Consider the following 22,957-nt stretch of genomic DNA (forward strand, 5'->3'; position numbering starts at 1 on the left):
ATGGATGAGATCGAAGACATGACCACCTTCGTGGAGGTGGTGCGCGGGCTGTCCTTCAGCCGTGCGGCCCAGTCTCTCAATATCTCGAAATCGATGGTCAGCCGGCGGTTGGCGCGGCTCGAGGAAGGTTTTGGGGCGCGACTTCTCGACCGGACCACACGTGGCGTGCGGCCGACGGATGCCGGTATCGAACTGCTCGAACGCGCCGAGAAGATCCTCGACGAGATGCGCCAGGCCCGCGAGGCGGTCGCCGCCCATTCGGGCAAGGTTCTCGGTACGCTGCGGGTAACGGTGCCGCAATCGCTTGGTGCGCGCCGGATGGGACGCATGTTCGCCGACTTCGCCCGGCTCTACCCGGAGATCGTTCTCGACGTCGATTTCGACGACCGGGTGAAGGACCTGATCGAAAGCAAGTACGATGCCGCCATCCGGATCGGCCACATGCCCGATTCCAGTTTCATCATCCGCCAGCTCCAACCCGTCCGCGCGGTCTGCGCGGCCAGTCCGGACTATCTGGAACGGCATGGCACGCCCGACGAGCCGCGCGACCTCTACGGCCACGAATGCCTGCGCTATCTCAATGCCCGGACGGGTGAATGGGAGTTCCAGTCCGGCGGCAGGCAGGTCCGCATTCGCCCCCATGGCCGCATGGCTTCCGGCAATGGCGAGGCACTTCTGCAATGGGCAATTCTGGGATTCGGCGTCCTCTACGCCCCGAGTTTCATCATCGAGGACGCGCTCAAGGACGGTCGTCTGGTGCGCATCCTCGCCGACTATCCCTCCCCCGAATTGTCGATGTGCGTGATGCGGCCGCCAGGCGGGCTCGTGCCGGCCAAGGTTCGCGCGCTGACCGACTTCCTGGTGACACGGATGGGTGTCTATTGCAGCGAGGAGTCTCGGCGCGAAAGCACTGATTAACGCATAGCGACTAGCATCGGCAGCCAGATCGCCGCCAACCGCCCGCGAGTGTCCCGACCGCCATGCAGGTTTCCGCCCCGTCCTTTGCAGCAACGCTCAAGATCGTCGAGCGCGAGGCTGCGCGCCGGGAAGCCACGGACGAACCCGCGATCTCGGCGCAGGATTTTCTCCGCTCGGCTGCGGAAAGCCGCAAGGAATTCTCCCGCGAAAGACTGAAAGCGCTCCGCCAACAGGTGACCACGCTGTCGCTGTTCGCGATGAAGCCTTCGGCCATGGCGCAATTCTCCTCGCAAATGGCGAAGGAACTCGAGGGAGCAGCCAGCGACTTCGCCCGCTCAGTGCGCACGCTCGGCGAAGACCGCCGGAGTTTCATGCCGGAGACGCCCGCGGAGGCCTATCAGGAGATTGCCGATACCGGCAGCGCGCTCGAACGCCATGTGCTGACCGACGAGGACCGCGAGACGGCCGCCAGCTTCTCGGCCGCCGCCCGCCAGATCGAATTGCTGACCGACAATGCCCTCGAACGCAGCAGCGAGCCCGGCGTGACAGACAAGGCGAAGAGGGCGCGGTCGGATGCGCTTGGCGTGGTCGAATTGATGAACCGGCTCGACGGCAAGGGCCTGCTCGAACCGGTCGTGCGCTAGGCCTGACCACCGAACCGCGCTCCGTATTCACACAGATGCGAGATCCGTCCGACGATTCATGGACGGTCGTGGAGGCCCTTGCCTTCAAGGATGCGGGACGCGTGCTTTTCGATCCGCGCAGTCCTGGTTTCCGGTTTCCTGGCCTGGAGGAAGGTGAGCAGATAGCCCCTCCGGCGCCCGGGCGTGAGGGCCTCGAAGGCGCGTTGCAACTTCGGGTCGGCCTCGAACGCGGCTGTGAGTTCGGCCGGATAGTCCAGTTCGCCGTCACCAAGATCGACCTTCAGGCCGGCCTTCTCGTTTTCCATCGCTTCCAGAATGAACGATCGCAGCGCATCCTCCCGCTCGACGACCTCCTTGAGGCTGACGAACCGCGCCATCCGAACCGAGCGTGAATTGTCGCCCGGCGCGACCAGCATCTTGTTCCTGTCTGTCAGCAGGACGCCCTTGAAAAACGAGAGGGCGAAATCCTCCTTGAAGCCCCAGAGGGTCGCGACATTGCCGTCATTGACGGTGTAGCAGGGCGAACGCCACTTGAAATCTTCGCTCAGCCCGCAGTCGAGAAGGATCGCGCGCAGCGCCTCGAGTTCCTTGCGCCAGTTCGTGGCTGCAAAGAAGGTCTCGATCCGCTCTCTTGCTTCGGGTCCGGACATCTTTTCTCCATTCGCTGCTGAAACAGGCTTACCCCTCGCCGGACAGAAGCCTTGCGGCGGCGGCACGCGCCTCCTCGGTGACGGATGCGCCGGCGAGCATCCTGGCAATCTCCTCGCGGCGCGCCGCTTCGTCCATGGTTTCGACCCTGGTCGAGACGATATCGCTGGCCTGATCGGCGCCCGGCCCCTTGGCGATGAGGAAATGGCGCTTGGCCCGCGCCGCAACCTGCGGCGCGTGGGTGACGGAGAGGACCTGAACGGTCTCGGAAAGGCGTTTCAATCGCTTGCCTATGGCATCGGCTACCGCTCCGCCCACGCCAGTATCGATCTCGTCGAAGACGAGCGTCGGCGCCGAGCCGCGATCGGCGAGAGCCACCTTGAGAGCGAGCAGGAAGCGCGAAAGCTCACCGCCCGACGCCACCTTCATCATGGGTCCGGCACGGGTCCCTGGATTGGTGCGCACGTGGAACTCGACCTGATCGATACCCGCTGCACCCGCCCTTTCGGGATCCGTGGTGACCTGGACGATGAAGGCGGCACGTTCGAGCTTGAGCGCCGGCAATTCCGCCATGACGGCGGCTTCGAGCGCCTGGGCGGTATTGTGCCGACGTTCGGAGAGCGCGCGCGCCGCATGGTAGAAAGCAGCCTCGGTTTCCTTGACCCTATCCTCGAACTGGCGAAGACGTTCCTCGCCGGCATCGAGATCCGCGAGATCGGCCACCATGGCAGCTGCGAGTTCGGCGAGTCCGTCGACCTGAACGTTGAATTTCCGTGCGGCGGCACGCAGGGCAAAGAGCCGCTCCTCGGTGAGTTCCAGCTCGCGATGATCGAAATCGGCTGCGCGCAGCGTTTCTTCGGCCCTCGTCTGCGCGTCGGCCAGCGCATTGAGCGCCCGGTCGAGCGCGGCGACGAGATCGCCCATCAGTTCGGGCGCCTCCTCGGCCTTGCGCTCGAGCCGGCGCATAAGCGAGGAAATGACCGGCATGGGCGACGCCTGCCCGTTGAGAATTTCATTGGCCTCGTTGATGTCGGCAGCGGTCTTCTCCGCCTTCATCATCGTGGCGCGGCGACTGGCGAGTTCTTCTTCTTCGCCATCCTGCGGCGAGAGCTTTTCCAGTTCCTCGACCGAGGCGCGGAGATAGTCGGCTTCGCGGGCGGCCGTTTCCACCTTCTCGCGCTGCTTCTTGAGCGCTCGCTCCGCCTCGCGCCAGGCTGCATACAACCCGCCGAGTTCGCCTGCAGCGCCGTCGAGCCCCCCGAAAGCGTCGAGCAGCGTGCGGTGCGCCTCGGCATCGACGAGCGCGCGATCGTCGTGCTGGCCGTGGATTTCGACGAGAAGGCGCCCGGCCTCGCGCATCAGCGCAACGGATGCGGGCTGGTCGTTGATGAAGACGCGGGTACGTCCGTCGCCGTTCTGGATACGACGGAACACGACGTCGCCGTCGTCGTCCAGTCCGTTGTCGCGGATCATCTTGCGGACGGGGTGATCGGCACTGACGTCAAAGGCGGCCGTCACCTGCCCCTTGTCCGCCCCGTGCCGGACGAGCGAACCGTCGCCCCGCCCGCCAAGGGCGAGCGAGAGGGAATCGAGCAGGATGGATTTGCCCGCGCCGGTTTCACCGGTGAGCACGGAAAGGCCTGTATCGAACTCAAGGTCGAGCCGTTCAATCAGAACGATGTCGCGGATCGACAATTGGACGAGCATTGAAGAGAAGCCTTTCTTCCGGCGCGGTGCCGTCTGGTCAGGCTCCGATCAGCGTCTTGCCGGCGCGCGAAATCCACGAACCCGTGTTTTCCCGGGGCTCGAGGCCGCCGGTCTGCAGGAGCTTGTAGGAATCGGCGTACCACTGGCTGTCCGGGAAGTTGTGTCCCAGAACCGCAGCCGCCGTCTGCGCCTCGCTGGTCAGGCCCATGGCGTAATAGGATTCCACGAGCCTGGCGAGTGCTTCCTCGACCTGGCGCGTGTTCGGATAGGTCTCGACCACGGAGCGGAACCGGTTGACCGCGGCCACATATTCCTTCCGCTCGAGATAGTAACGGCCAATCTGCATTTCCTTGCCGGCGATCTGGTCGCGGGCGGCACGGATCTTGGCTTCCGCGTCCTCGACATATTCGGAATCTGGATAGCGGTCGACGACCTCCTGCATGGCCCGCATGGCGCGGACTGCGGGGCTCTGGTCGCGCGTCACCGACGGGATCTGCTTGAAATATGCGAGACCAATAATGTATTGCGCGTAGGCCGCATCGGGGTCGTTCGGATAGAGGTTGATGAACCGGCGCGCGGCGTTGATCGCTTCCTGGTTCTGTCCCTGGCGATATTGAACGAAGGCGTTCATCACCATCGCCTTGCGGGAATATTCCGAATAGGGATGCTGCTTGTCGATCGCCTCGAACTTGCGAGAGGCTTCAGTAAGGTTGCCCGCCTGGATGTTGGCAAGACCCTCGTTATACAGCTGGTCGGCCGGATCGATCGAAGCCGCATAGGCGGTGATATCAATGTCCGGATCGGACTGGCACGCGCTCAGCCCCACTGCCATGGTGGAGATGCCCGCTGCCAACAGCGCAATGCGCAGCACAGATGTGCGGCCGTTGCTTCCGGTACCTGCCATTACTAATCCTTTCTGAGCCCCCGCATGCGCGATCGCCCCCGGAGGGGGAAATGCCGAACCGCGTTCTAGCCGTAAAACCGGCGTTTCCGCAATCACATGATGGCCCTTTGCCGCAAATTTGTGGCGGAGCCGGGGCAAAACGCCCTGCGGATATCGGAGGATGTGAATAGTGCGCCCGGGCTTAATTGAGCCAGGGCGCGAAAGCCGGTGCGCTGACCGCGACCAGTTCGCCGTGACGGCTGGCGCTGCGGCGAGCCGGCTTCTCGACGATCTCGTAGGCCGACGAATCAGCCAGGAGGGCGCGAAGGGCAAGCGCATTGAGCTTGTGGCCGCCGCGATAGCTGCGATAGCAGCCGATGAACTGTGCACCGGCAAGCGCCAGGTCGCCAACCGCGTCGAGCGCCTTGTGACGGACGAACTCGTCGGTATAGCGCAGACCTTCGATGTTGATGACGGTGTGGTCATCCGCGATGACGACCGAATTTTCCAGCGACGAGCCGAGTGCGTGGCCCGAGGCCCAGAGATGCTCGACATCGCGCATGAAGCCGAAGGTGCGCGCGCGGGCAAGTTCCTTGCCGAAAGTCTCCGGCGTGATCTCGCCCTTCCAGGACTGGCGTCCGATCAGCGGCGTGTTGAAATCGATGTCGATCTCGAAGCGGGTTCCGTCATGCGGGATGAACTCGGCCCAGGAACCGCCCATTTCCATCCGCACCGGCTTGACCACGCGGATGTAGCGGCGCTTCTCGGCCAGCGCGACGATACCGACGCTTTCGAAGGCATCGATGAAAGGCATGGCCGAACCGTCCATGATCGGCACTTCACCGGCGTCGATGTCGATGGAGACGTTGTCGATGCCCACGCCCGACAGCGCGGCCATCAGGTGCTCGACAGTACCGACCGAACGATCGGGCGCCTTGCCGAGCAGGGTGCAGAGATCGGTCGAGCCGACCTGCGATGACACCGCGCGCACGGACATGACGAGCTCTTCGCCGTCATAACGATTGAAGACGATACCGGTATCGGCCTCGGCAGGATTGAACGTAATGGAAACATTGTCGCCGGAATGGACGCCCACGCCAGTCAAGCTTACCGACCGCGCAATGGTGGCCTGATAGCCGTTCACATCAATACCCATAAGGCAAACCAATTCCCGTAACAGATGGGCCTAAGCGGCCCGATCCCATTTCCCCAATTCCTTCCGGGAAAATCCGTCCTTTGATGGAAGTGTTTTTTCCCGGCCCCGTCGACCCTTCGGCCGGATTGCAAGATAGGCTGAGGCTTGTCACAATCCAAATCACGCTTTCTTTCGTTCTGTTACGATACATACGCGACAGGACATTAGAATTCATTCAGCCTTTACAAAGCATTAACGAAAGGACCGGCGGCAGGCAAAAGCCCGGCGCCGGTCCTTTTGTAACAAATGGCACGCCGGATCAACCGGCGTGCCCGAATCGTCGGTTTACTTGACCTGGCGACGCAGGAATGCCGGGATCTCCAGCTGGTCGTCATCGGCCATGCTGCGGCCCTGCGGCGCCACCCGGCCCTGATCGTCGAGCTGGCCGCGACGCGGCGCGTAGACGCTGGCTTCCGGCGAGAGCTGGCGACGGGCCTGGGCGGCCGGAGCTGCCTGATGGTCTGCGACATGCTCGTCGTCCTCACGCTTTCCCAGCGATGCGGACAGACGCTTGAGGAGGCCCATCGGACCACGCTCGTCATGTTCGGCCGGAGCGGCCTGACGGCTTTCCATCTCGGCCTTCACCACCGGCGGGAAGTCTTCAACCTGCGGCATGCGCACGGGCTCGGGCTGCGGCGCCGGTGCGGCCATCTGCGGGGCCGGGGCCGGTACGGGCTGCGGAGCCGGCTGGGGAGCCGGACGCGGCGCTGCGGCAACGGGTGCAGGCTGCGGACGGGCCGGCTGCTCCGGAGCAAAGATGCGGCTCTGCGGACGGAACTCGTCGGCCTGCGCCTTCGGCTGGGCTGCGGCAACGGGCGTATCGGCGATACTGAGTTCGCGCTCGAGTTCGCTTTCCGCGGCACGGATGGTTTCGGCGACCGGATCGGCAGCCGGCTGGACCGGAGCCGGAGCAGCCGGTGCGGCCATCTGCGACTGCGGCTGTGCCGGACGGACCGGAGCGGCAGGCGCTGCGGCGGCCGGGCGCGGTGCCGGGCGCTGGGTCATGGCCGGACGGCCTTCGTCCGGATTGGCGGCCAGGGCGCGGTCGATGCCGGTGGCGACGACCGAGACGCGGATCAGGCCTTCCAGCTCCTCGTCGAAGGTGGCGCCGAGGATGATGTTGGCGTCCGGATCGACTTCCTCGCGGATACGGGTTGCGGCTTCATCGACCTCGAAGAGGGTCATGTCGCGGCCACCGGTGATGGAGATCAGGAGGCCCTGAGCGCCCTTCATGGTGGTTTCGTCGAGCAGCGGGTTGGCGATTGCCGCTTCGGCGGCAGCCATTGCACGGCCCTCGCCCGAAGCCTCGCCGGTACCCATCATCGCACGGCCCATCTCGCGCATCACCGAACGGACGTCGGCGAAGTCGAGGTTGATGAGGCCTTCCTTGACCATCAGGTCGGTGATGCAGGCCACGCCCGAGTAAAGGACCTGGTCGGCCATCGCGAAAGCGTCGGCGAAGGTGGTCTTGTCGTTGGCGATGCGGAAAAGGTTCTGGTTCGGAATGACGATCAGCGTATCGACGTTCTTCTGCAATTCGTCGATGCCGGCTTCGGCCAGACGCATGCGGCGCGCACCCTCGAAGTGGAACGGCTTGGTGACGACGCCGACGGTCAGGATGCCCTTTTCGCGCGCGGCACCCGCCACGATCGGCGCTGCACCGGTGCCGGTGCCGCCGCCCATGCCGGCGGTGACGAAGCACATGTGGGTGCCGTTGAGGTGATCCAGGATCTCGTCGATGCACTCTTCGGCGGCTGCGCGACCGACTTCCGGCTGCGAGCCCGCACCCAGACCTTCGGTGACATTGGCGCCGAGCTGGATGAGGCGCTCCGCCTTGGTCATGGTAAGAGCCTGAGCGTCGGTGTTTGCCACGACGAACTCGACGCCCTGAAGACCGGCGTTGATCATGTTGTTGACAGCATTGCCGCCGCCGCCGCCGACACCGAACACCGTGATGCGGGGCTTCAGCTCGGTGATGTCCGGCTTCTGCAGATTGATGGTCATGGCAACCGTTCCTTCTTCCTTGCTATGGCCGCATCGCCTGCAGGCCAATTCCTTGATTTTAAAAGCTTTCCTTGAGCCAACGGCCGACTGTCGCCAGTCGTCCCTTGCCGTCGATCATGGAAAGTCCGCCCTCGACGCCGGCATGGCTTTCCAGCCCGGCGACCTGCGGATAGATCATCAACCCCACGGCGGTCGAAAACGCCGGCCCCTTGGCAGCCGCCGGAAGTCCGGAGACTCCGAGCGGACGGCCGACGCGTACGTTTCGCGCCAGTATCCGGCGGGCGGTGTCGGTCAGCCCTGTCAGCTGGCTCGCTCCACCCGTCAGAACGATGCGCTTGCCGACAACCGAGGCGTAGCCCGATTGCTGGATGCGCTCGCGGATCATTTCGAGCGTCTCTTCGACGCGGGCCCTGACGATGCGCGCGACGAGACCGCGCGGCACCTGGACGGGCATGTCGTGGTCGTCGTCACCGATCGGCGGCACCGAGACGATATCGCGATCTTCTGCGGCCTGCGGCGCGGCCGAGCCGTGCACGACCTTGATGCGCTCGGCATCCTCGAAACGGGTCGAAAGACCGCGCGCCAGATCCATCGTCACATGCTGGCCGCCGATGGCGATCGCATCGGCATGAACCATCTTGCCGTCGGCAAAGACGGAAATCGTGGTGGTGCCACCGCCCATGTCGATGGCTGCGCATCCCATTTCCGCTTCATCGGAAACGAGCGCGGCCAGACCGGAGGCGTAAGGCGTCGCAACCATGGCATCGACCGTGAGGTGAGCGCGGTTGATCGACAGCTCGAGATTCTTGAGCGGGGCGCGTTCGGCCGTCAGCACATGCATCTCGACGCCCAGAACGTCGCCATACATGCCGAGCGGATCGGAGATGCCGCGCTCGCCGTCGAGAATATAGCCGGCAGGCAGCGAGTGAAGGACGGCCCGCTCATGCAGGTCGGTCTGGCGGGTGGCCGCGGAAACCACCTTGCGCAGGTCCGACGAGGTGATTTCGTGACCGCCGAGATTGACGATCGCCGAATGGGTTTCGCTGGTCAGACGACCGGCGGAAACGTTCACGATCAGCGATTCCACCGTCATGTTTGCCATGCGCTCGGCGGCATCAACTGCCAGGCGCACCGAGTTCTCGACGGCTTCCATGTCGGAGATCACGCCGGCCTTGAGACCGCGCGACTTCTGGTGCCCGATACCGAGGATCTCGATCTTGTGACTGCGGCCCGAAAGGATTTCGGCGCCATCGAGCGGCGTCAGCCGGCCGATCATGCACACGACCTTCGACGAACCGATATCGAGAACGGTGACGACGCTGGTGCGCTTGCCCGAAAGCGGCTTCAAGCGCGGAAGGACGGATGAGGGACGGAAGAATGTCATGTGCGCCGCTCCGCCGCCTTGATCGCCTTGGCCCGTTCCTTGATGGCATCCTCGCGACGTTCATAGGCCGCATCGGTGAGCTTGACGGTCACCCGGTCGTCGAGACGCAGGTCGATCGCGGCGATGTCGCGATCGAGAATGTTTCGGCCGGCATCGAAATCGGCCAGGCGCTGGATCGCGCCATCGATGTCTTTTTCCGGCAGCCGGATGGTCACGCCATTGTCGAGACGCAGGTCCCAGCGGCGATCGGCGACGCGGATCGCGGCCTTGACGCGCTCACGCAGTTCCGGATGAAAGATGAGCCGGGCTTCGAGCTCGTCGGCATTGCGATCGGCACCGAGACCCACATAGAGAGGCAGTTCGGAGTGACGTGCGCCGTCGAACGGAGCGATGATGTCGCCCTTGGCATCGATGAGGGAGAGATCGAGCCCGTGCTGCCAGATGGCGACGGGAACGCGCTCGACCAGCTTCACGGACAGGGAGCCGGGGTAGACCTTGGTGACCTGCGCATCGACGACCCACGGCAGCTCGATCAGGCGGCTGCGCGCTTCCTCGACCGAGATCGAGAGAACCGAAGTCGCGCCGTTGAGGCCGATCTGCTCGAGGACGGTGATGTCCGAGGTTTCCGAATTGCCGGAAATGTAGATGTCTTCGAGCGCAAAACCTGCGGAGGAGCTCAGCGCTTCGGCCACGACCGGGCCATGACCGCCGAGTTGCATGCCGTAGACGCCGGTCGCCGAAAGGAAGGCGACGGTGGCGAGCGTACCGGCGTGGCGGGGAATGGTGACGCGACCGCTCATGAGGGCATGGGCGAAACGCATCGGCCGCCTCAAGACGCGCGGCAGCGCACGGCCGGCGGCCTGAAGGCCATCCTTGCCGGCCCTCCCGGGCCCCTGCCGGAGCGAATCCCCTACCTGCAACACGTGGCGTCCTCCACCATCCAGCTGACGAATTCTTCAAATGAGTGGCCCGCATGGGCGGCCATTTCCGGCGCAAGCGATGTGGGAGTCATACCGGGCTGGGTATTGATTTCGAGCCAGACGAGCTCTCCGTTTTCGGAGAAACTGTCGTCGTAGCGGAAATCCGATCGTGACACCCCGCGACACCCGATTGCTTGATGGGCCGTTAACGCAAGTGTTCGTACTTTTTGGTAAATAAATGGTGAAATTTCTGCCGGCAGGATGTGATTCGATCCGCCTTCGGCATACTTCGCGTCATAATCGTAGAAGTCGTGTCCCTGCGGCACCACATCCGTGACGGCAAGCGCGACATCGCCCATGACGGTGCAGGTCAGGTCGCGCCCCGGAACGTAGCGTTCCACCATCACCTTCTCCCCGTAAGTCCATTCGGGAGATGAGAATATCTGCGGCGGATGAGGTTGATTTTCCTTCACGATCACCACACCGAAGGATGACCCCTCGGCGACGGGCTTGACCACATAGGGCGGCTTCATCGGATGCGCCGACGTGAAGTCACGCCGATCCATGACCCGTGATTCGGCGACCGGGATTCCGGCGGCCTTCGCGACGATCTTGGCGAGCTTCTTGTCCATCGCCAGGGCGGAGGCAAGCACGCCGGAGTGGGTGTAGGGAATGGACAGGAATTCGAGAACGCCCTGGATGGTCCCGTCTTCGCCATAGGGACCGTGAAGCGCATTGAAGGCCACGTCGGGCTTCAACTCCCTCAGCGTGTTGGCAACGTCGCGATCCACGTCGACACGGGTCACCCGGTAGCCGGCACGCTCCAGCGCGTCGGCGCATTCCTTGCCCGAGGCAAGGCTGACCGGCCGCTCCGATGAAAACCCGCCCATAAGGACGGCGACGTGTTTCTGGCTCATAGGTAAAGTCCTGTTCGATCGCACACGTTAAAAGTGCTTGCTTGTTTCAGCCTGACGTCCGAGCTGAATGGTTCATTTTTCTGTCCGAAAAACGACAGCGATTCCACGACCGTTATGGTCAATGAAGCGTTAACGTTTGGTTCTTGGCTGACAGAAAAAGTCATCGCGCGGACGAAGGCCGCCGGGCCGATCCGCGATGAAACCGGAAGAAAGGCTAGCGCGCGGCCTTCCTGGCAGCGCCCGGGGCTTCATCACGAAACCCGGTATGTCGGGCATCCTCGGCGAGATCGAAAGCTTCGTCGGCGACCGGTAATGCCGGAACGATGCGATTGCGTCCGTTTCTCTTGGCGGCATAAAGCGCCCGGTCGGCACGCGAGAAGGCGCAGGTAAAGCCGTCGCCCTCGATCAGGTCGGTGACCCCACCGGATATGGTGAAGTTTATCTGGCCTCCGGGAAGCTCAAGCTTCAAAGCCTCGATGCGCATCCGGGCGAGCTCGGCGAGCGCCATCCCCTCGGCAAGCGAGCGATTGGCAAGAAGCACCGCAAACTCCTCGCCGCCGATACGCGCCTTGATCGCATCCCTGGTGAAAACGGCCCGCAGCACATCCGCCACGACGATGATGGCGGCATCCCCAGCCGGGTGTCCGTAGGTATCGTTGATGACCTTGAAGTGATCGACATCGAACAGGATGAGCACCTTGTCCTGGCGATCACACTCCTCAACCGCATCCAGAAAGGCCCGCCGGTTGGCAAGCCCCGAGAGCTCGTCGGTGAAGCTCATCTGTTCATAGGCGGCACGCTCACGCGACAGATCGTAGATCGCGAAACCGACGACCATGTAGGCGGTCGTTCCGATAATGAACGAGATCGTCGGCGACAGGATGAAGATCGTCTTCAACGCATCGGCAAAGGCATAGGGAAGCAGGCCCATCTCCGCCATGAATGCTTCCAGCACGACGTTCAGGCAAAGCGCCAGCAAACTGATCTTGGCCGCCAGTATGACGGACCTGCGCACGACATCCTTGCGCGTGGCGAAATGGCCAAGCGTCAACTGCCGAACGATCCAGCCGCGCACTTTCGCGATCATGCAGACATACTCCAGGTCTGGTCCGCATAATCGACCCAGAAAGTTTACGCCCTCGCCCCCGGGCTCCCCCAAAATCCCGGGGTAAGGCGGCCAAATAGCGCCGCCACCCATGATTGCAGAACATCCCGCCACACCCTATCCGTCATCCGGGGCATTGCTTTTTCGATCCCCCTTCCCCATATAGAGACAACCAACCGGTGCCTGCGGCATTCTCGCGCCTCCACGAATGGCTGCGTCATGCCTTGTGCTCGATATGAGCGCTTTCCGCATTTTATGATCTTGCGGCAGGCATTGACGGCGGCAGCCGTCCCCGTTTTTCACGGGATCGACCGGATATGTCACGCCCTCGGCGCTGACCACGGATGTACTGGCAGCCTGCCAGCAGCGTGACATCGCGCGGACCGGGTTCTCCGGCCCGCGCAAGAGACCTTCCGGTCCCGTGCCTTTCACGCATGTCTCGCGTGTTTTTGGCGGAGATGAAACTGCACGTCGTCACGGTTGGCCCCAACCGGGGCGTTTCGGCGCTCCCGATACCGGACCGAGGTTCGGTAAACCGCTCGGAAAGGAGACAGGATTTGCAGGTAATCGTCAGGGACAACAATGTCGAACAGGCCATTCGCGTACTGAAGAAGAAGATGCAGCGCGAGGGTGTGTTCCGCGAAATGAGGGCGCGCCGCGCCTACGAGAAGCCCTCGGAAAAGCGTAACCGCCAGGCAGCGGAAGGCGTACGCCGCCAGCGCAAGCTCGCGCGCAAGCAGGCCCAGCGCGAAGGCCTTCTGCCGCGCAAGGGTCGCGGGCGTTAAGGTCAACGATTTGGATGGCGGGGCGGAGCGCAGGCCCCGCCATTACCGCTTCGTGTGCAGCCGGTGGGCAGCCGGCGATAAGTGAAGGAGGCGGCCATGACCGCAGCAGTCGAGAAGATTTCCACTCCCCCCAAGCTTACTCCCCGCGAAAAGGCCGCAGCCACTGACGAGGCTGCTCGCGCCATCATCGACGCGGAAGCCACCAGGCGCGAAAAGAAGACCGAGCGCCTTCGCCAGATGCGCCTCGAGCGCGAGGCCGCCGAAGCCAAACGGCAGGCCATGGCCGAGAAGATCGCCGCGGCAGCATCTGCAAAGGCCAAAAAGGCGCCCGCCAGGAAGAAGACTGCCGCCAAGGCCCTGGCCGAGTAGCCAAGCCAGCTTCCTCTTCCATCCATATTTTGAAAATCCCACGGCGCTCCGCTCGCTTTCGAAAAGGCGGAGCGCCGTATTCGTTCAGCGGGCGAAAACCCAGCGAAATTCCTCGGGGAATGTCTCGATCAGACGGTGCGTTCCTCCGCCGTTGAGATGGTCGTCATCCGAATAGAAGAGCCGGTTTCCGTCGTTCGGCCGGCACAGTGTATCGTCGCAAAATGCGATGAACGGATCCACATAGCGAACCATCGGATCCTTCGCGGCCGCGGCTTCCAGTCGCCTCGCCCTTTCCGAAAACTCATCCTGCAGCTTTTCGCGGTTCGCGCCGCAAATATCGGCAGCTTCTGCCTCGAGAGGACAAGGCGCCGGCGGATTACCCCCGGCCTTAAACCAGCAGCCCGAGGAATTCCTGTACGACATGCCCGTCTGCGAACAGGCCGATGCGCTTGATTTCCCAATGCAGGCGGATGCCGGAATGTTCCAGCACACGCGCACGCACGGTCTCGCCCAGATATTCGAGCTCGTAGCCCGACGCCTGGCCGGTATTGATCATGAAATTGCAGTGCATGGGCGACATCTGCGCGCCCCCGACGGTGAGCCCGCGGCAGCCGGCGGCGTCGATCACCTTCCAGGCCGACGTCCCATCAGGGTTCTTGAACGTGGACCCACCGGTCTTCTCGCGCACCGGCTGAACCGTCTCGCGGTGATGCTGGACGTCGTCCATCGCCTTGCGGATCTCGTCCTTGCCCTTCGCCTCGCCTTCGAAGATCGCGCGCGTGAAGATCAGTTCCGCGGGAGCCGACGAGTGCCGGTAGGCATAGCCCATATCGGCATTGGAGAGGACATGCTTCTCGCCCCGCCTGTCGAGCGCGTGGATTTCCACCACCCGATCCTTCGTCTCCGTACCGTTGGCGCCCGCATTCATGCGCAACGCCCCCCCGACAGCTCCCGGGATGCCGTGGTAGAATTCGAAACCGCCAATGCCGCTCTCGAGTGCCAGCGCCGCCAGATGCTTGTCCGGACAGACTGCGCCGGCGGCGAGCCGGGTTTGCGAGACCTGCTCCGCCTTTCCGAAACCCTTGGCCGACAGCCTGATAACGACGCCGGGAATACCGCCATCGCGCACGAGAAGGTTGGAGCCGATGCCCACGGGCAGGACGGGTATTTCTTCGGGCAGCACTTTCAGGAAAGCTGCCAGATCGTCTTCATCGGCGGGCTGGAAGAGGATTTCCGCCGGACCACCGGTACGAAACCACGTGACCTTCGACATGTCGGCGTCAGGCGTGATGCGCCCGCGAATCTCGGCGAGGCGGTCACCAAGCGAGGCGAGAAGCTTTTCTCCGTCGACCTTCGACCGTCTCATCAGGCATCTCCGTCGGCGAGCTCACCCGGAAGTGCCGCCGCCCACTGGGTGATCGAACCCGCCCCCAGAAGCACGACGAAATCGCCCGGCCTGGCGATGTCGCGCACGATCGGTGCAATGGCTGCCGGTCCTTCTATGAAGCGCGCATCGCGGTGACCGCCCGACTTGATGCGCGAAACCAGCGTCTCGGAATCATACCCCTCGATGGGGTCCTCACCGGCTGCGTAAACGGGTGCGAGCAGGATGGAATCCGCGTCGTTGAAGCAACCGGCGAAATCATCGAACAGGCTGTGAAGCCGCGAAAAGCGATGCGGCTGATGAACCGCGATGATGCGGCCCTGGCAGGATTCGCGCGCAGCCCTCAGGACGGCGCGGATTTCCACCGGATGGTGGCCATAATCGTCGAAGACCTGCACGCCGTTCCATTCACCCGTGAGGGTAAAGCGCCGCTTGACGCCGCCGAAGGAGGCAAGACCCTTGCGAATGGCTTCGTCACCGAGACCCAGACGGTTGGCAACCGCGATCGCCGCACAGGCATTGGCGATGTTGTGGCGGCCCGGCATCGGCAGCATCAGATCCTTGAGGTCCGTCACGTCGCCCGTGCGGCGGCGGCGGATCTGCACGTCGAAGATCGAACGGGTGCCGTCGAGCCGGATATTCGAGTAACGCAGATCGGCTTGCGGGTTCTCGCCATAGGTGATGACCTTGCGGTCCTCGATGCGGCCGGCCAGCGCCTGAACTTCCGGATGGTCGAGACACAGCACCCCGAAACCGTAGAAGGGCACGTTCTCGACGAACTGACGGAAGGCGGCGCGAACGGCGTCGAAACTGCCGTAATGGTCGAGATGCTCGGGATCGATATTGGTGATGACGGCGATTTCGGCCGGAAGCTTGAGGAAGGTGCCGTCGCTCTCGTCGGCCTCGACCACCATCCATTCGCCCTCACCCATGCGGGCATTGGTGCCGTAGGCGTTGATGATGCCGCCATTGATGACGGTCGGGTCGAGACCGCCGGCATCCAGCAGCGCCGAAACCATGGATGTCGTCGTTGTCTTGCCGTGCGTGCCACCAATGGCAATGGCGTTACGGAAGCGCATCAGCTCGGCCAGCATTTCGGCACGGCGAACGATCGGCAGGTGTTTCTCGCGCGCCGCGATCAGTTCCGGATTGTTCTTCTTGATGGCCGTGGAAACGACGACCACTTCGGCATCGCCGAGATTGGCGGCGTCATGGCCGACATGAACCTCGATCCCCTTTTCGCGCAGGCGCAGGACATTGGGATTTTCGGCCTGGTCAGATCCCTGAACCTTGTAGCCGAGATTGTTGAGCACCTCGGCAATGCCGCTCATGCCGATGCCGCCGATGCCGATAAAATGCACCAGCCCGATTGTTTGAGGCATCTTCATGTCCGCTTGCTCCTATCAGTTGCTGCCGGCTGCAATAGCCTCTACCAGATCGGCAAGCAACTGCGTGGCGTTGGTTCTCCCGACGCTCTTTGCACCGGCGGCCATGGCTTGGAGCCGGGCGGGGTCGGACAGAAGCGTTTCGAGATCCGCAGCCAGCGACTGCGTGGTGATGTCGGGCTGGCGGCGCATCAGTGCGCCACCGGCCTCGACGAGGATCCTGGCATTGTGGCCCTGGTCATCGTCGAGCGCATGCGGCAGCGGCACGAGGATCGACGGACGGCCGATGATCGAGAGCTCGTTGACGGTGGACGCGCCCGAGCGCGAGAGCACAAGATGGGCTTTCGCCATCCGCGCCGGCAGGTCGGAGAAGAAGGAATTGACCTCGGCACTCACGCCCATTTCGGCATAGCGGCCCCTGAGGCGCTCCTCGTCTTCGGGCCGGGCCTGCTGGACGAGTTTCAGACGGGACCGCAGTCCTTCGGGCAATAGCGCGATCGCCTCGGGAACGCTGTCGGAGAAATAGCGCGCGCCCTGGCTGCCGCCGAAGACGAGAACGCGCAATTCGCCATCCGGCGCGGGCTTGTCATAAGGCATGCCGGCGACGTCGAGCACCGATTGCCGCGCGGGATTTCCGACTTCGACGATCTTGGCCGCATGGCTTCCGGAAGCCTTCAGAAATCCGCCGGCGATGCGATTCACACGCCCCGCCAACAGGCGGTTGGCGCGGCCCATCACGCCGTTCTGCTCGTGAATGATGCTCGGAACATCGGCGCCGACCGCGGCCATGAGCGGGGGCACGGTCGGATATCCGCCGAAGCCCACCACGGCGGCCGGCCTGACAGAGCGGACAACCATTCCCGCGGTCCGATAGCCTGACCAGAGCTTCAGAAGCGCCCTGGCGATTGCGAGCGGGTTCTTCGACCCGATCGTCGCCGAGGGGACCACATGGATCTTGTCGGCCGGGAAGTGGCCTGCGAATTTCTCCGCCCGGACATCGGTAACCAGATGGACGCTGTGCCCCCGGGCTTTCAGCTCGAGCGCAAGTGCCTCGGCGGGAAACAGGTGGCCACCCGTCCCCCCCGCCGACAACAGAACCGGTCCGGATAGACCCATCAGGCCTGCTCCGGGCGCATCGGGATGAGGCTGCGCCGGCTGGTGGTGCGGCGTGCACGCGTTTCCGGGCTCTGCCGTGTCAGCGCGAGCAGGAAGCCGGCGGTCAGCGCGACCGCGATCATCGACGAACCGCCATAGGAGATCATCGGCAGGGTCATGCCCTTGGCCGGCAGCAGTTCGAGGTTCACGCCGATATTGATAAAGGACTGGAAGCCGATCAGCAGTGACAGGCCGGCAACGGCAAGCCGCGAGAACTCGTCCTGCAGCTTGCCCGCCTTGTTGAGACCGCGAATGACGATGAAGGCGAAGAGGAGCGTGAGCACCATGCAGAACAGAATGCCGAATTCCTCGGCGGCCACCGAGAAGACGAAGTCGGTGTGGCTGTCGGGCAGGATGCGCTTGATGGTGCCCTCGCCCGGACCCTGACCGAACCAGTCGCCCCGGATGATGGCTTCGCGCGCCGTATCCACCTGGAACGTGTCGCCGCCCTTCATCAGGAACCCGTTGATACGCTCGGCGACGTGCGAGAAGACGAAATAGGCACTGATGAAACCGGCGATAGCCAGGCCGCCCAGAAGCATGATCCAGAACCAGCTCATGCCGGCCATGAAGAACATGCCGCCCCAGATGGCGGTCGTCAGCATCGTCTGCCCGAGGTCGGGCTGGGCGACGAGCAGGGCCGCCACGATGCAGAAAAGGATGATGGCGAAGAGATTGCCCGGAATTTCAGGGTGGCGCGAGCGTTCCGAAAACAGCCAGGCACAGATGATGACGAAGGCCGGCTTCATGAACTCCGACGGCTGGATGGACAAGCCCGCAACCGAGATCCAGCGCCGCGACCCCTTTACCTCGACGCCGAAGAAGAGCGCCATGACCATCGCGACGATGGAGACGGCGAGAATGACGATCGCGAGCCGCCTCACCTGGCGCGGCGCCAGGAACGACACCGCGAACATGGTCACCAGAGCCGGCGCCAGAAAGAATGCGTGTCGCTTGACGAAGTGGAAGCTGTCGAGACCGAGACGCTCCGCCACCGGAGGGCTGGCGGCAAACGAGAGCATGAACCCGATGCCTATCAGCGCCAGGAAGGCGGCCAGAAACAATCTGTCGATGGTCCAGAACCAGTCTGCGACCGGCCCGCGTTCAACACGGCTCAACATGTTATGCGACCCCCTTGGCTGTCGTTTCGACAAGCATCTCGATCCCCTCGAGCTTCGCCACTTCAGCAACGAAGGCATCGCCCCGCACCTCGAAATTGCGGAACTGGTCGAAGCTGGCGCAGGCGGGTGACAGTAGCACCACCGGGCTTGCGCCGGCATTGCCGGACGATTGGCCCGCATCGCGCGCGGCGTGGGCCACGGCATTGGCAAGCGTTCCGGAAATCTCGAATTCGCCATGGGCGCCGAACACCGAGGCGAAGGCGGACGCCGCCTCACCGATCAGATAGGCCTTGGCGATACGCGGAAACAACGGCTCCAGCGCGTCGATCCCGCCCTGCTTGGGCAGACCACCGGCGATCCAGTAAATGTTCTCGTAGGACGACAAGGCGGGTGCTGCGGCTTCCGCATTGGTGGCCTTGGAATCGTTGACGAAGGTGACATTGTCGCGCCGCGCGATCGGTTGCATGCGATGCTTGAGACCGGGAAAGCTCTTCAGCCCTGCACGTATCTCGTCGTCCGACAGCCCGACCACCCGGCAGGCGGCGATGGCGGCGGCGGCATTCTGCGCATTGTGGCGGCCTCGCAAGGTCGGAATGTCTGCGAGATCGGCGAAATCGGTCGCATTGCCGCGAACGGCCTGCCTGATGACGGAGCCCTGGGCGAAGAAGCCGTCATCGAGCACGCCCTCTTTGGAAACCTGAACCACGGTGACGCCGATGCGCCCGAGGCGCTCGGATATGGCCTGGGTCCAACCGTCATCGACGGCGACGATCGCCACCTCGGAGCGGGCCACGAGCCGCTCCTTGATTTCCGCGTAGTGCTCCATCGAGCCGTGCCGGTCGAGATGATCCGGCGTCAGGTTCAGAAGAAGGCCCGCGGTCGGACCGAGCGAGGGCGCCAGATCGATCTGGTAGGAGGAGCACTCGACAACATGGAAACGATCTTTGGCAGGCGCTTCGAGTTGCAGGACGGGCGTGCCGATATTGCCGCCGAGCTGGGCATCGCGCCCGCTTGCCGAAATGATGTGGGCAATCAGCGCGGTGGTTGTCGACTTGCCGTTGGTGCCGGTAATCGCGATCAGCGGGCTGCCGGGTGCGGTGACCGCGCGTTCGCGGACGAAAATTTCGACATCACCGATGATCTCGGCATTCGCAGCTTCGGCGAGTTCCACAGTCCAATGCGGCTTGGGATGGGTCAGCGGCACGCCCGGGGAAAGAACGAGCGTATCGATCCCGGACCAGTCGATTTCGCGCAGGTCGGCTGTGACGATCCCCTTGTCCATGGCCTTCGCCACCTGATCCGGATTGTCGTCCCAGGCTGTAACGTCAGCGCCGCCCTCTTTCAGCGACAAGGCAGTCACGAGCCCCGAACCGCCGAGACCGAAAAGTGCGACCCGGCGCCCTGCAAAGCTCGTGGCCGAAATCATTCCTTGATCTCCGGCAGGTCGTCGGAGGGATGATCGACCGGCTCCTCGACAGGCGACGGCTCGGCGGATGCCTCTTCAGAGACGGGTTCCTGAGCAGGCTGAACCCGGGGCTCGCCGCGATAGGGTATCGGCGGCCAGGCTTCCACGAGCGCCGTGATGATCTTGCCGAACCCGATCCCGAAGGAGGATTTCACCATCACCACGTCGCCGGCCCGGACATTCTGCTTGAGCCAGACGGCGAGTTCCTCGGCGGTCTCGCGATAAATCACATTGAGATCCGTGCCGATCTCATCGGTGAGATGCCGCATTTCCGGCCCTGCGAGGCAGACGACGTCCACGCCCGCATCGACGATCGGCTCCTTCAGGTCGCGGTGGACCCGCTCGGAGAACTTGCCCATTTCGAGCATGTCGCCCAGCACGGCGATCCTGCGGCCGCCTTCTCCGGTCCGGGCGGTATTCAACAGGGAAAGCGCCGCACGCATCGAAGCCGGATTGGCGTTGTAGCTCTCGTCGATCAGGGTGACCGTGCCGTCGCCATGGCTCAGTTCGTGCCGCGCGCCACGGCCTTTTTCGGCTGAGAAGGTCGCAAAGGACTGGGCAACCCGGCCCATATCGGCGCCGGCGAACCACGCGGCGCCAAGGGCGGCGAGCGCGTTCTGGACGATATGGCGGCCAGGGGCGCCGATCGACAGTGCGATGTCGCGGGCATTGAGCCGCGCGGTAATTTCCGAGTGGTCGCTTTCCAGCCGCGCCGACATCAGGCGGATGGTCGACTGCTTGTGCTCGCCGAACGAGCGGACATGACCGATCTTGAGTTCGTCGGCACGCTTCTTGAGAGCGGCGAACTTCTCGTTGTCGCGGTTGAGCAGCACATAGCCGCCCTCGACCACGCCTTCCATGATTTCGGCCTTGGCTGCCGCGATCTCGCCGAGATTCTTGAAATTGCCGAGATGCGCCGCCGCCACCGTGGTGATGATGGCCACATGCGGCCGCACCATGTTGACGAGCGGGCGGATCTCGTCCGGGTGGTTCATCCCGATCTCGAAGACGCCGTAATCGGCGGTTGCCGGAAGACGCGCGAGCGTCAGCGGGACGCCCCAGTGATTGTTGAGCGAAGCCTTGGCCGCATGCACCTCACCGCAGGAAGAAAGCACATGGCGCAGCATTTCCTTGGTGGTGGTCTTGCCCACCGAACCGGTGACGGCGATGATCTTGCCGGACGAGCGCGCGCGCGCCGCGCGGCCGAGGTCGCCCAGCGCTTTCAGCACATCGTCCACGACGATCATCGGCACCAGAAGCGCAAGACGCCCCATGGCAGGCAGCTTGGCCTCTGCCACGACCAGAAGGCCGGCGCCGTTGGCCATGGCCGCCGATGCGAAATTGTGGCCGTCGAACTTGTCGCCCTTGATGGCGAAGAAGGCGTCGCCCTTGTTGAGCGTCCGCGTGTCGATGGAGATGCCGGTCACCCCCTTCGGCATGTTGCCGACAGGGCGTCCGTTCATCGCGTCGACGAGTTCATCGGCGGTCCAGAGCATGCTCATGCGCCGATCTCCGCGAGCGCCTTGCGCAATTCCGCATGATCGGAAAACGGCAGCACGGTCGAGCCGACGGTCTGGCCCTCTTCGTGTCCCTTGCCTGCGACGATCAGCGTATCGCCATGATCGAGCATCGCGACCGCCGCGCGGATGGCTTCTGCGCGATCGCCGATTTCCATGGCGCCGGTCGCCGCAGCCATGATCTCGGCACGGATCGCAGCGGGGTCTTCGGACCGCGGGTTGTCGTCGGTGACGATGGCGACATCCGCCAGGCGGGATGCGATCTCGCCCATGATCGGGCGCTTGCCGCGATCGCGGTCGCCACCGCAGCCGAACACGACGACGACGCGGCCGGTCGTGAAGGGCCGCACGGCAGCCAGCACGTTTTCCAGCGCTTCCGGCTTGTGGGCATAATCGACGTAACAGGGCGACCCGTCGGGCGTCGAGCCGACGAGATCCAGACGGCCCGACGCACCCTTCAGGGTTTCGAGCGCTTCGAGAGCCGCATCGGCGGATACGCCGGTCGCCATCGCCATGCCGGCGGCAACCAGGGCGTTGGCGAACTGGAAATCGCCCGCCAGCGGCAGATGCACCTCGAAGATGCGGCCGTCGTGATGAATTTCGCCGATCTGCTTGTGACGCAGATGCTCGACGCGCTTGAGCTGGAGGAAACCGCCCTTGCGGCCGACCGAGAGCACCTGCGCCCCGGCCCGTTCGGCAGCACTGACGGCGCGTTCGGACCAGGCATCATCGGCAAAGATGACCGCTGGATCGCCCTTCGGCAGCAGCGTATCGAAGAGCCGCATCTTGGCTGCGAAATAGCCGTCCATGTCCGGATGGTAATCGAGATGGTCGCGACCGAGATTGGTAAACGCCGCTACCGAAAGCGCCACGCCGTCGAGACGGCGCTGGACGAGACCGTGGCTCGAGGCTTCCATTGCCGCATGGGTGACACCGGCGCTCGCGAGTCCGGCCAGCAGCTTGTGCAACGCGACCGGGTCGGGCGTGGTCAGCGAACCATATTCCTCACGGCCCGGCGCGACGACGCCGGTGGTGCCGATCGAGGCCGCCCGCTCGCCGGCGGACGTCCAGATCTGGCGCAGGAAAGAAGCCACCGAGGTCTTGCCGGCGGTTCCGGTCACCGCCCCCATGACGCGCGGCTGCAGACCGTAGAAAGCGGCGGCGGAGCGGGCGAGCGCCTGACGCGCATCCTTGGCGATGAGAACCGGAAGACCGCAGTCGTCGAGGCCCTCGTCGGAATCCGAGATGATGGCCACGGCCCCCTTGAGAGCGGCATCGGCCGCGTATTTCGCGCCGTCCGTCCTGGTGCCGTGAAGGGCAAAGAAGAGGTTGCCCGGCTCGACAGTACGACTGTCGGCGGTCAGACCGGAGATTTCGATCTCGCCCGCACTCCCCTCCGCGAGATCGATCGCGCGTTCGGGGAGGCCCTGGATCAGCTCGTTTAATTTCAT

At 63.8% G+C, this 22,957-nt stretch carries 21 protein-coding genes; 4 read left to right on the plus strand and 17 right to left on the minus strand.

The window, feature by feature from the left end; all coding sequences use genetic code 11:
• Nucleotides 1–918 (plus strand): LysR family transcriptional regulator, encoded by a 918-nt coding sequence (locus E2A64_RS16345; protein ID WP_133285589.1) that lies wholly within the window; start codon nt 1–3, stop codon nt 916–918.
• Nucleotides 919–980: 62 nt separating this feature from the next.
• Nucleotides 981–1,562, plus strand: coding sequence for a hypothetical protein (locus E2A64_RS16350; protein ID WP_133285590.1), 582 nt, complete (start codon nt 981–983; stop codon nt 1,560–1,562).
• Nucleotides 1,563–1,618: 56 nt separating this feature from the next.
• Here the strand turns inward: E2A64_RS16350 and E2A64_RS16355 are convergent, their stop codons facing one another.
• The 9 genes from E2A64_RS16355 to E2A64_RS16400 all read right to left on the minus strand — a co-directional run bounded on the left by E2A64_RS16355 (nt 1,619) and on the right by E2A64_RS16400 (nt 12,307).
• On the minus strand, nt 1,619–2,212 hold the full coding sequence (locus E2A64_RS16355; protein WP_133285591.1) for a YdeI/OmpD-associated family protein: 594 nt from the start codon (nt 2,210–2,212) through the stop codon (nt 1,619–1,621).
• Between the two features lie 28 nt (nt 2,213–2,240).
• Nucleotides 2,241–3,917, minus strand: coding sequence for a DNA repair protein RecN (recN, locus tag E2A64_RS16360; protein WP_133285592.1), 1,677 nt, complete (start codon nt 3,915–3,917; stop codon nt 2,241–2,243).
• A 37-nt stretch (nt 3,918–3,954) separates the two neighbouring features.
• Complete coding sequence (locus E2A64_RS16365; RefSeq protein WP_133285593.1) at nt 3,955–4,821, minus strand: outer membrane protein assembly factor BamD; 867 nt, start codon at nt 4,819–4,821, stop codon at nt 3,955–3,957.
• A 181-nt stretch (nt 4,822–5,002) separates the two neighbouring features.
• On the minus strand, nt 5,003–5,956 hold the full coding sequence (lpxC, locus tag E2A64_RS16370; protein WP_133285594.1) for a UDP-3-O-acyl-N-acetylglucosamine deacetylase: 954 nt from the start codon (nt 5,954–5,956) through the stop codon (nt 5,003–5,005).
• A gap of 324 nt (nt 5,957–6,280) precedes the next feature.
• On the minus strand, nt 6,281–7,999 hold the full coding sequence (gene ftsZ / locus E2A64_RS16380) for a cell division protein FtsZ (protein ID WP_133285596.1): 1,719 nt from the start codon (nt 7,997–7,999) through the stop codon (nt 6,281–6,283).
• Nucleotides 8,000–8,057: 58 nt separating this feature from the next.
• A complete protein-coding gene (gene ftsA / locus E2A64_RS16385) occupies nt 8,058–9,383 on the minus strand; it encodes a cell division protein FtsA (RefSeq protein ID WP_133285597.1) in 1,326 nt (441 codons plus the stop codon).
• Nucleotides 9,380–10,204, minus strand: coding sequence for a cell division protein FtsQ/DivIB (locus E2A64_RS16390; protein WP_133285598.1), 825 nt, complete (start codon nt 10,202–10,204; stop codon nt 9,380–9,382). The genes ftsA and E2A64_RS16390 overlap by 4 nt, the downstream gene beginning before the upstream one ends.
• Before the next feature lie 89 nt (nt 10,205–10,293).
• Nucleotides 10,294–11,220, minus strand: coding sequence for a D-alanine--D-alanine ligase (locus tag E2A64_RS16395; protein WP_133285599.1), 927 nt, complete (start codon nt 11,218–11,220; stop codon nt 10,294–10,296).
• A 214-nt stretch (nt 11,221–11,434) separates the two neighbouring features.
• Entirely contained in the window at nt 11,435–12,307 is an 873-nt protein-coding gene (locus E2A64_RS16400) for a GGDEF domain-containing protein (RefSeq protein WP_158285786.1), read from the minus strand.
• Between the two features lie 575 nt (nt 12,308–12,882).
• On the opposite strand from E2A64_RS16400, the gene rpsU reads away from it, so the two are divergent.
• Together rpsU and E2A64_RS16410 are read left to right on the plus strand one after the other, a co-directional pair.
• Entirely contained in the window at nt 12,883–13,110 is a 228-nt protein-coding gene (gene rpsU, locus E2A64_RS16405) for a 30S ribosomal protein S21 (protein ID WP_133285601.1), read from the plus strand.
• Nucleotides 13,111–13,206: 96 nt separating this feature from the next.
• Entirely contained in the window at nt 13,207–13,479 is a 273-nt protein-coding gene (locus E2A64_RS16410; protein ID WP_133285602.1) for a hypothetical protein, read from the plus strand.
• Nucleotides 13,480–13,563: 84 nt separating this feature from the next.
• Here E2A64_RS16410 and E2A64_RS18080 read toward each other — a convergent pair whose 3' ends face one another.
• The 8 genes from E2A64_RS18080 to E2A64_RS16445 are packed head-to-tail and all read right to left on the minus strand — an operon-like array spanning nt 13,564 to nt 22,957.
• The gene (locus tag E2A64_RS18080) at nt 13,564–13,902 is read right to left on the minus strand and encodes an SGNH hydrolase domain-containing protein (RefSeq protein WP_244598337.1); all 339 of its coding nucleotides are present in this window, start codon (nt 13,900–13,902) and stop codon (nt 13,564–13,566) included.
• The gene (murB, locus tag E2A64_RS16415) at nt 13,868–14,845 is read right to left on the minus strand and encodes a UDP-N-acetylmuramate dehydrogenase (RefSeq protein ID WP_133285603.1); all 978 of its coding nucleotides are present in this window, start codon (nt 14,843–14,845) and stop codon (nt 13,868–13,870) included. Before murB ends, E2A64_RS18080 begins: the two co-directional genes overlap by 35 nt.
• Complete coding sequence (murC, locus tag E2A64_RS16420; RefSeq protein WP_133285604.1) at nt 14,845–16,251, minus strand: UDP-N-acetylmuramate--L-alanine ligase; 1,407 nt, start codon at nt 16,249–16,251, stop codon at nt 14,845–14,847. The genes murB and murC overlap by 1 nt, the downstream gene beginning before the upstream one ends.
• Before the next feature lie 15 nt (nt 16,252–16,266).
• Nucleotides 16,267–17,364, minus strand: coding sequence for an undecaprenyldiphospho-muramoylpentapeptide beta-N-acetylglucosaminyltransferase (gene murG / locus E2A64_RS16425; protein WP_133285605.1), 1,098 nt, complete (start codon nt 17,362–17,364; stop codon nt 16,267–16,269).
• Nucleotides 17,364–18,524 carry a putative lipid II flippase FtsW gene (ftsW, locus tag E2A64_RS16430; RefSeq protein ID WP_133285606.1) on the minus strand — a complete coding sequence of 387 codons (1,161 nt, stop codon included), beginning with the start codon at nt 18,522–18,524 and terminating at the stop codon, nt 17,364–17,366. Before ftsW ends, murG begins: the two co-directional genes overlap by 1 nt.
• A gap of 1 nt (nt 18,525) precedes the next feature.
• Nucleotides 18,526–19,950 (minus strand): UDP-N-acetylmuramoyl-L-alanine--D-glutamate ligase, encoded by a 1,425-nt coding sequence (gene murD, locus E2A64_RS16435; protein ID WP_133285607.1) that lies wholly within the window; start codon nt 19,948–19,950, stop codon nt 18,526–18,528.
• Nucleotides 19,947–21,491: a UDP-N-acetylmuramoylalanyl-D-glutamyl-2,6-diaminopimelate--D-alanyl-D-alanine ligase gene (locus E2A64_RS16440; protein WP_133285608.1), complete on the minus strand. Its 1,545-nt coding sequence runs from the start codon at nt 21,489–21,491 to the stop codon at nt 19,947–19,949. Before E2A64_RS16440 ends, murD begins: the two co-directional genes overlap by 4 nt.
• A complete protein-coding gene (locus E2A64_RS16445) occupies nt 21,488–22,957 on the minus strand; it encodes a UDP-N-acetylmuramoyl-L-alanyl-D-glutamate--2,6-diaminopimelate ligase (protein WP_133285609.1) in 1,470 nt (489 codons plus the stop codon). Before E2A64_RS16445 ends, E2A64_RS16440 begins: the two co-directional genes overlap by 4 nt.

The sequence above is a fragment of the Pseudohoeflea suaedae genome (assembly GCF_004354915.1).
Taxonomy (GTDB): domain Bacteria; phylum Pseudomonadota; class Alphaproteobacteria; order Rhizobiales; family Rhizobiaceae; genus Pseudohoeflea; species Pseudohoeflea suaedae.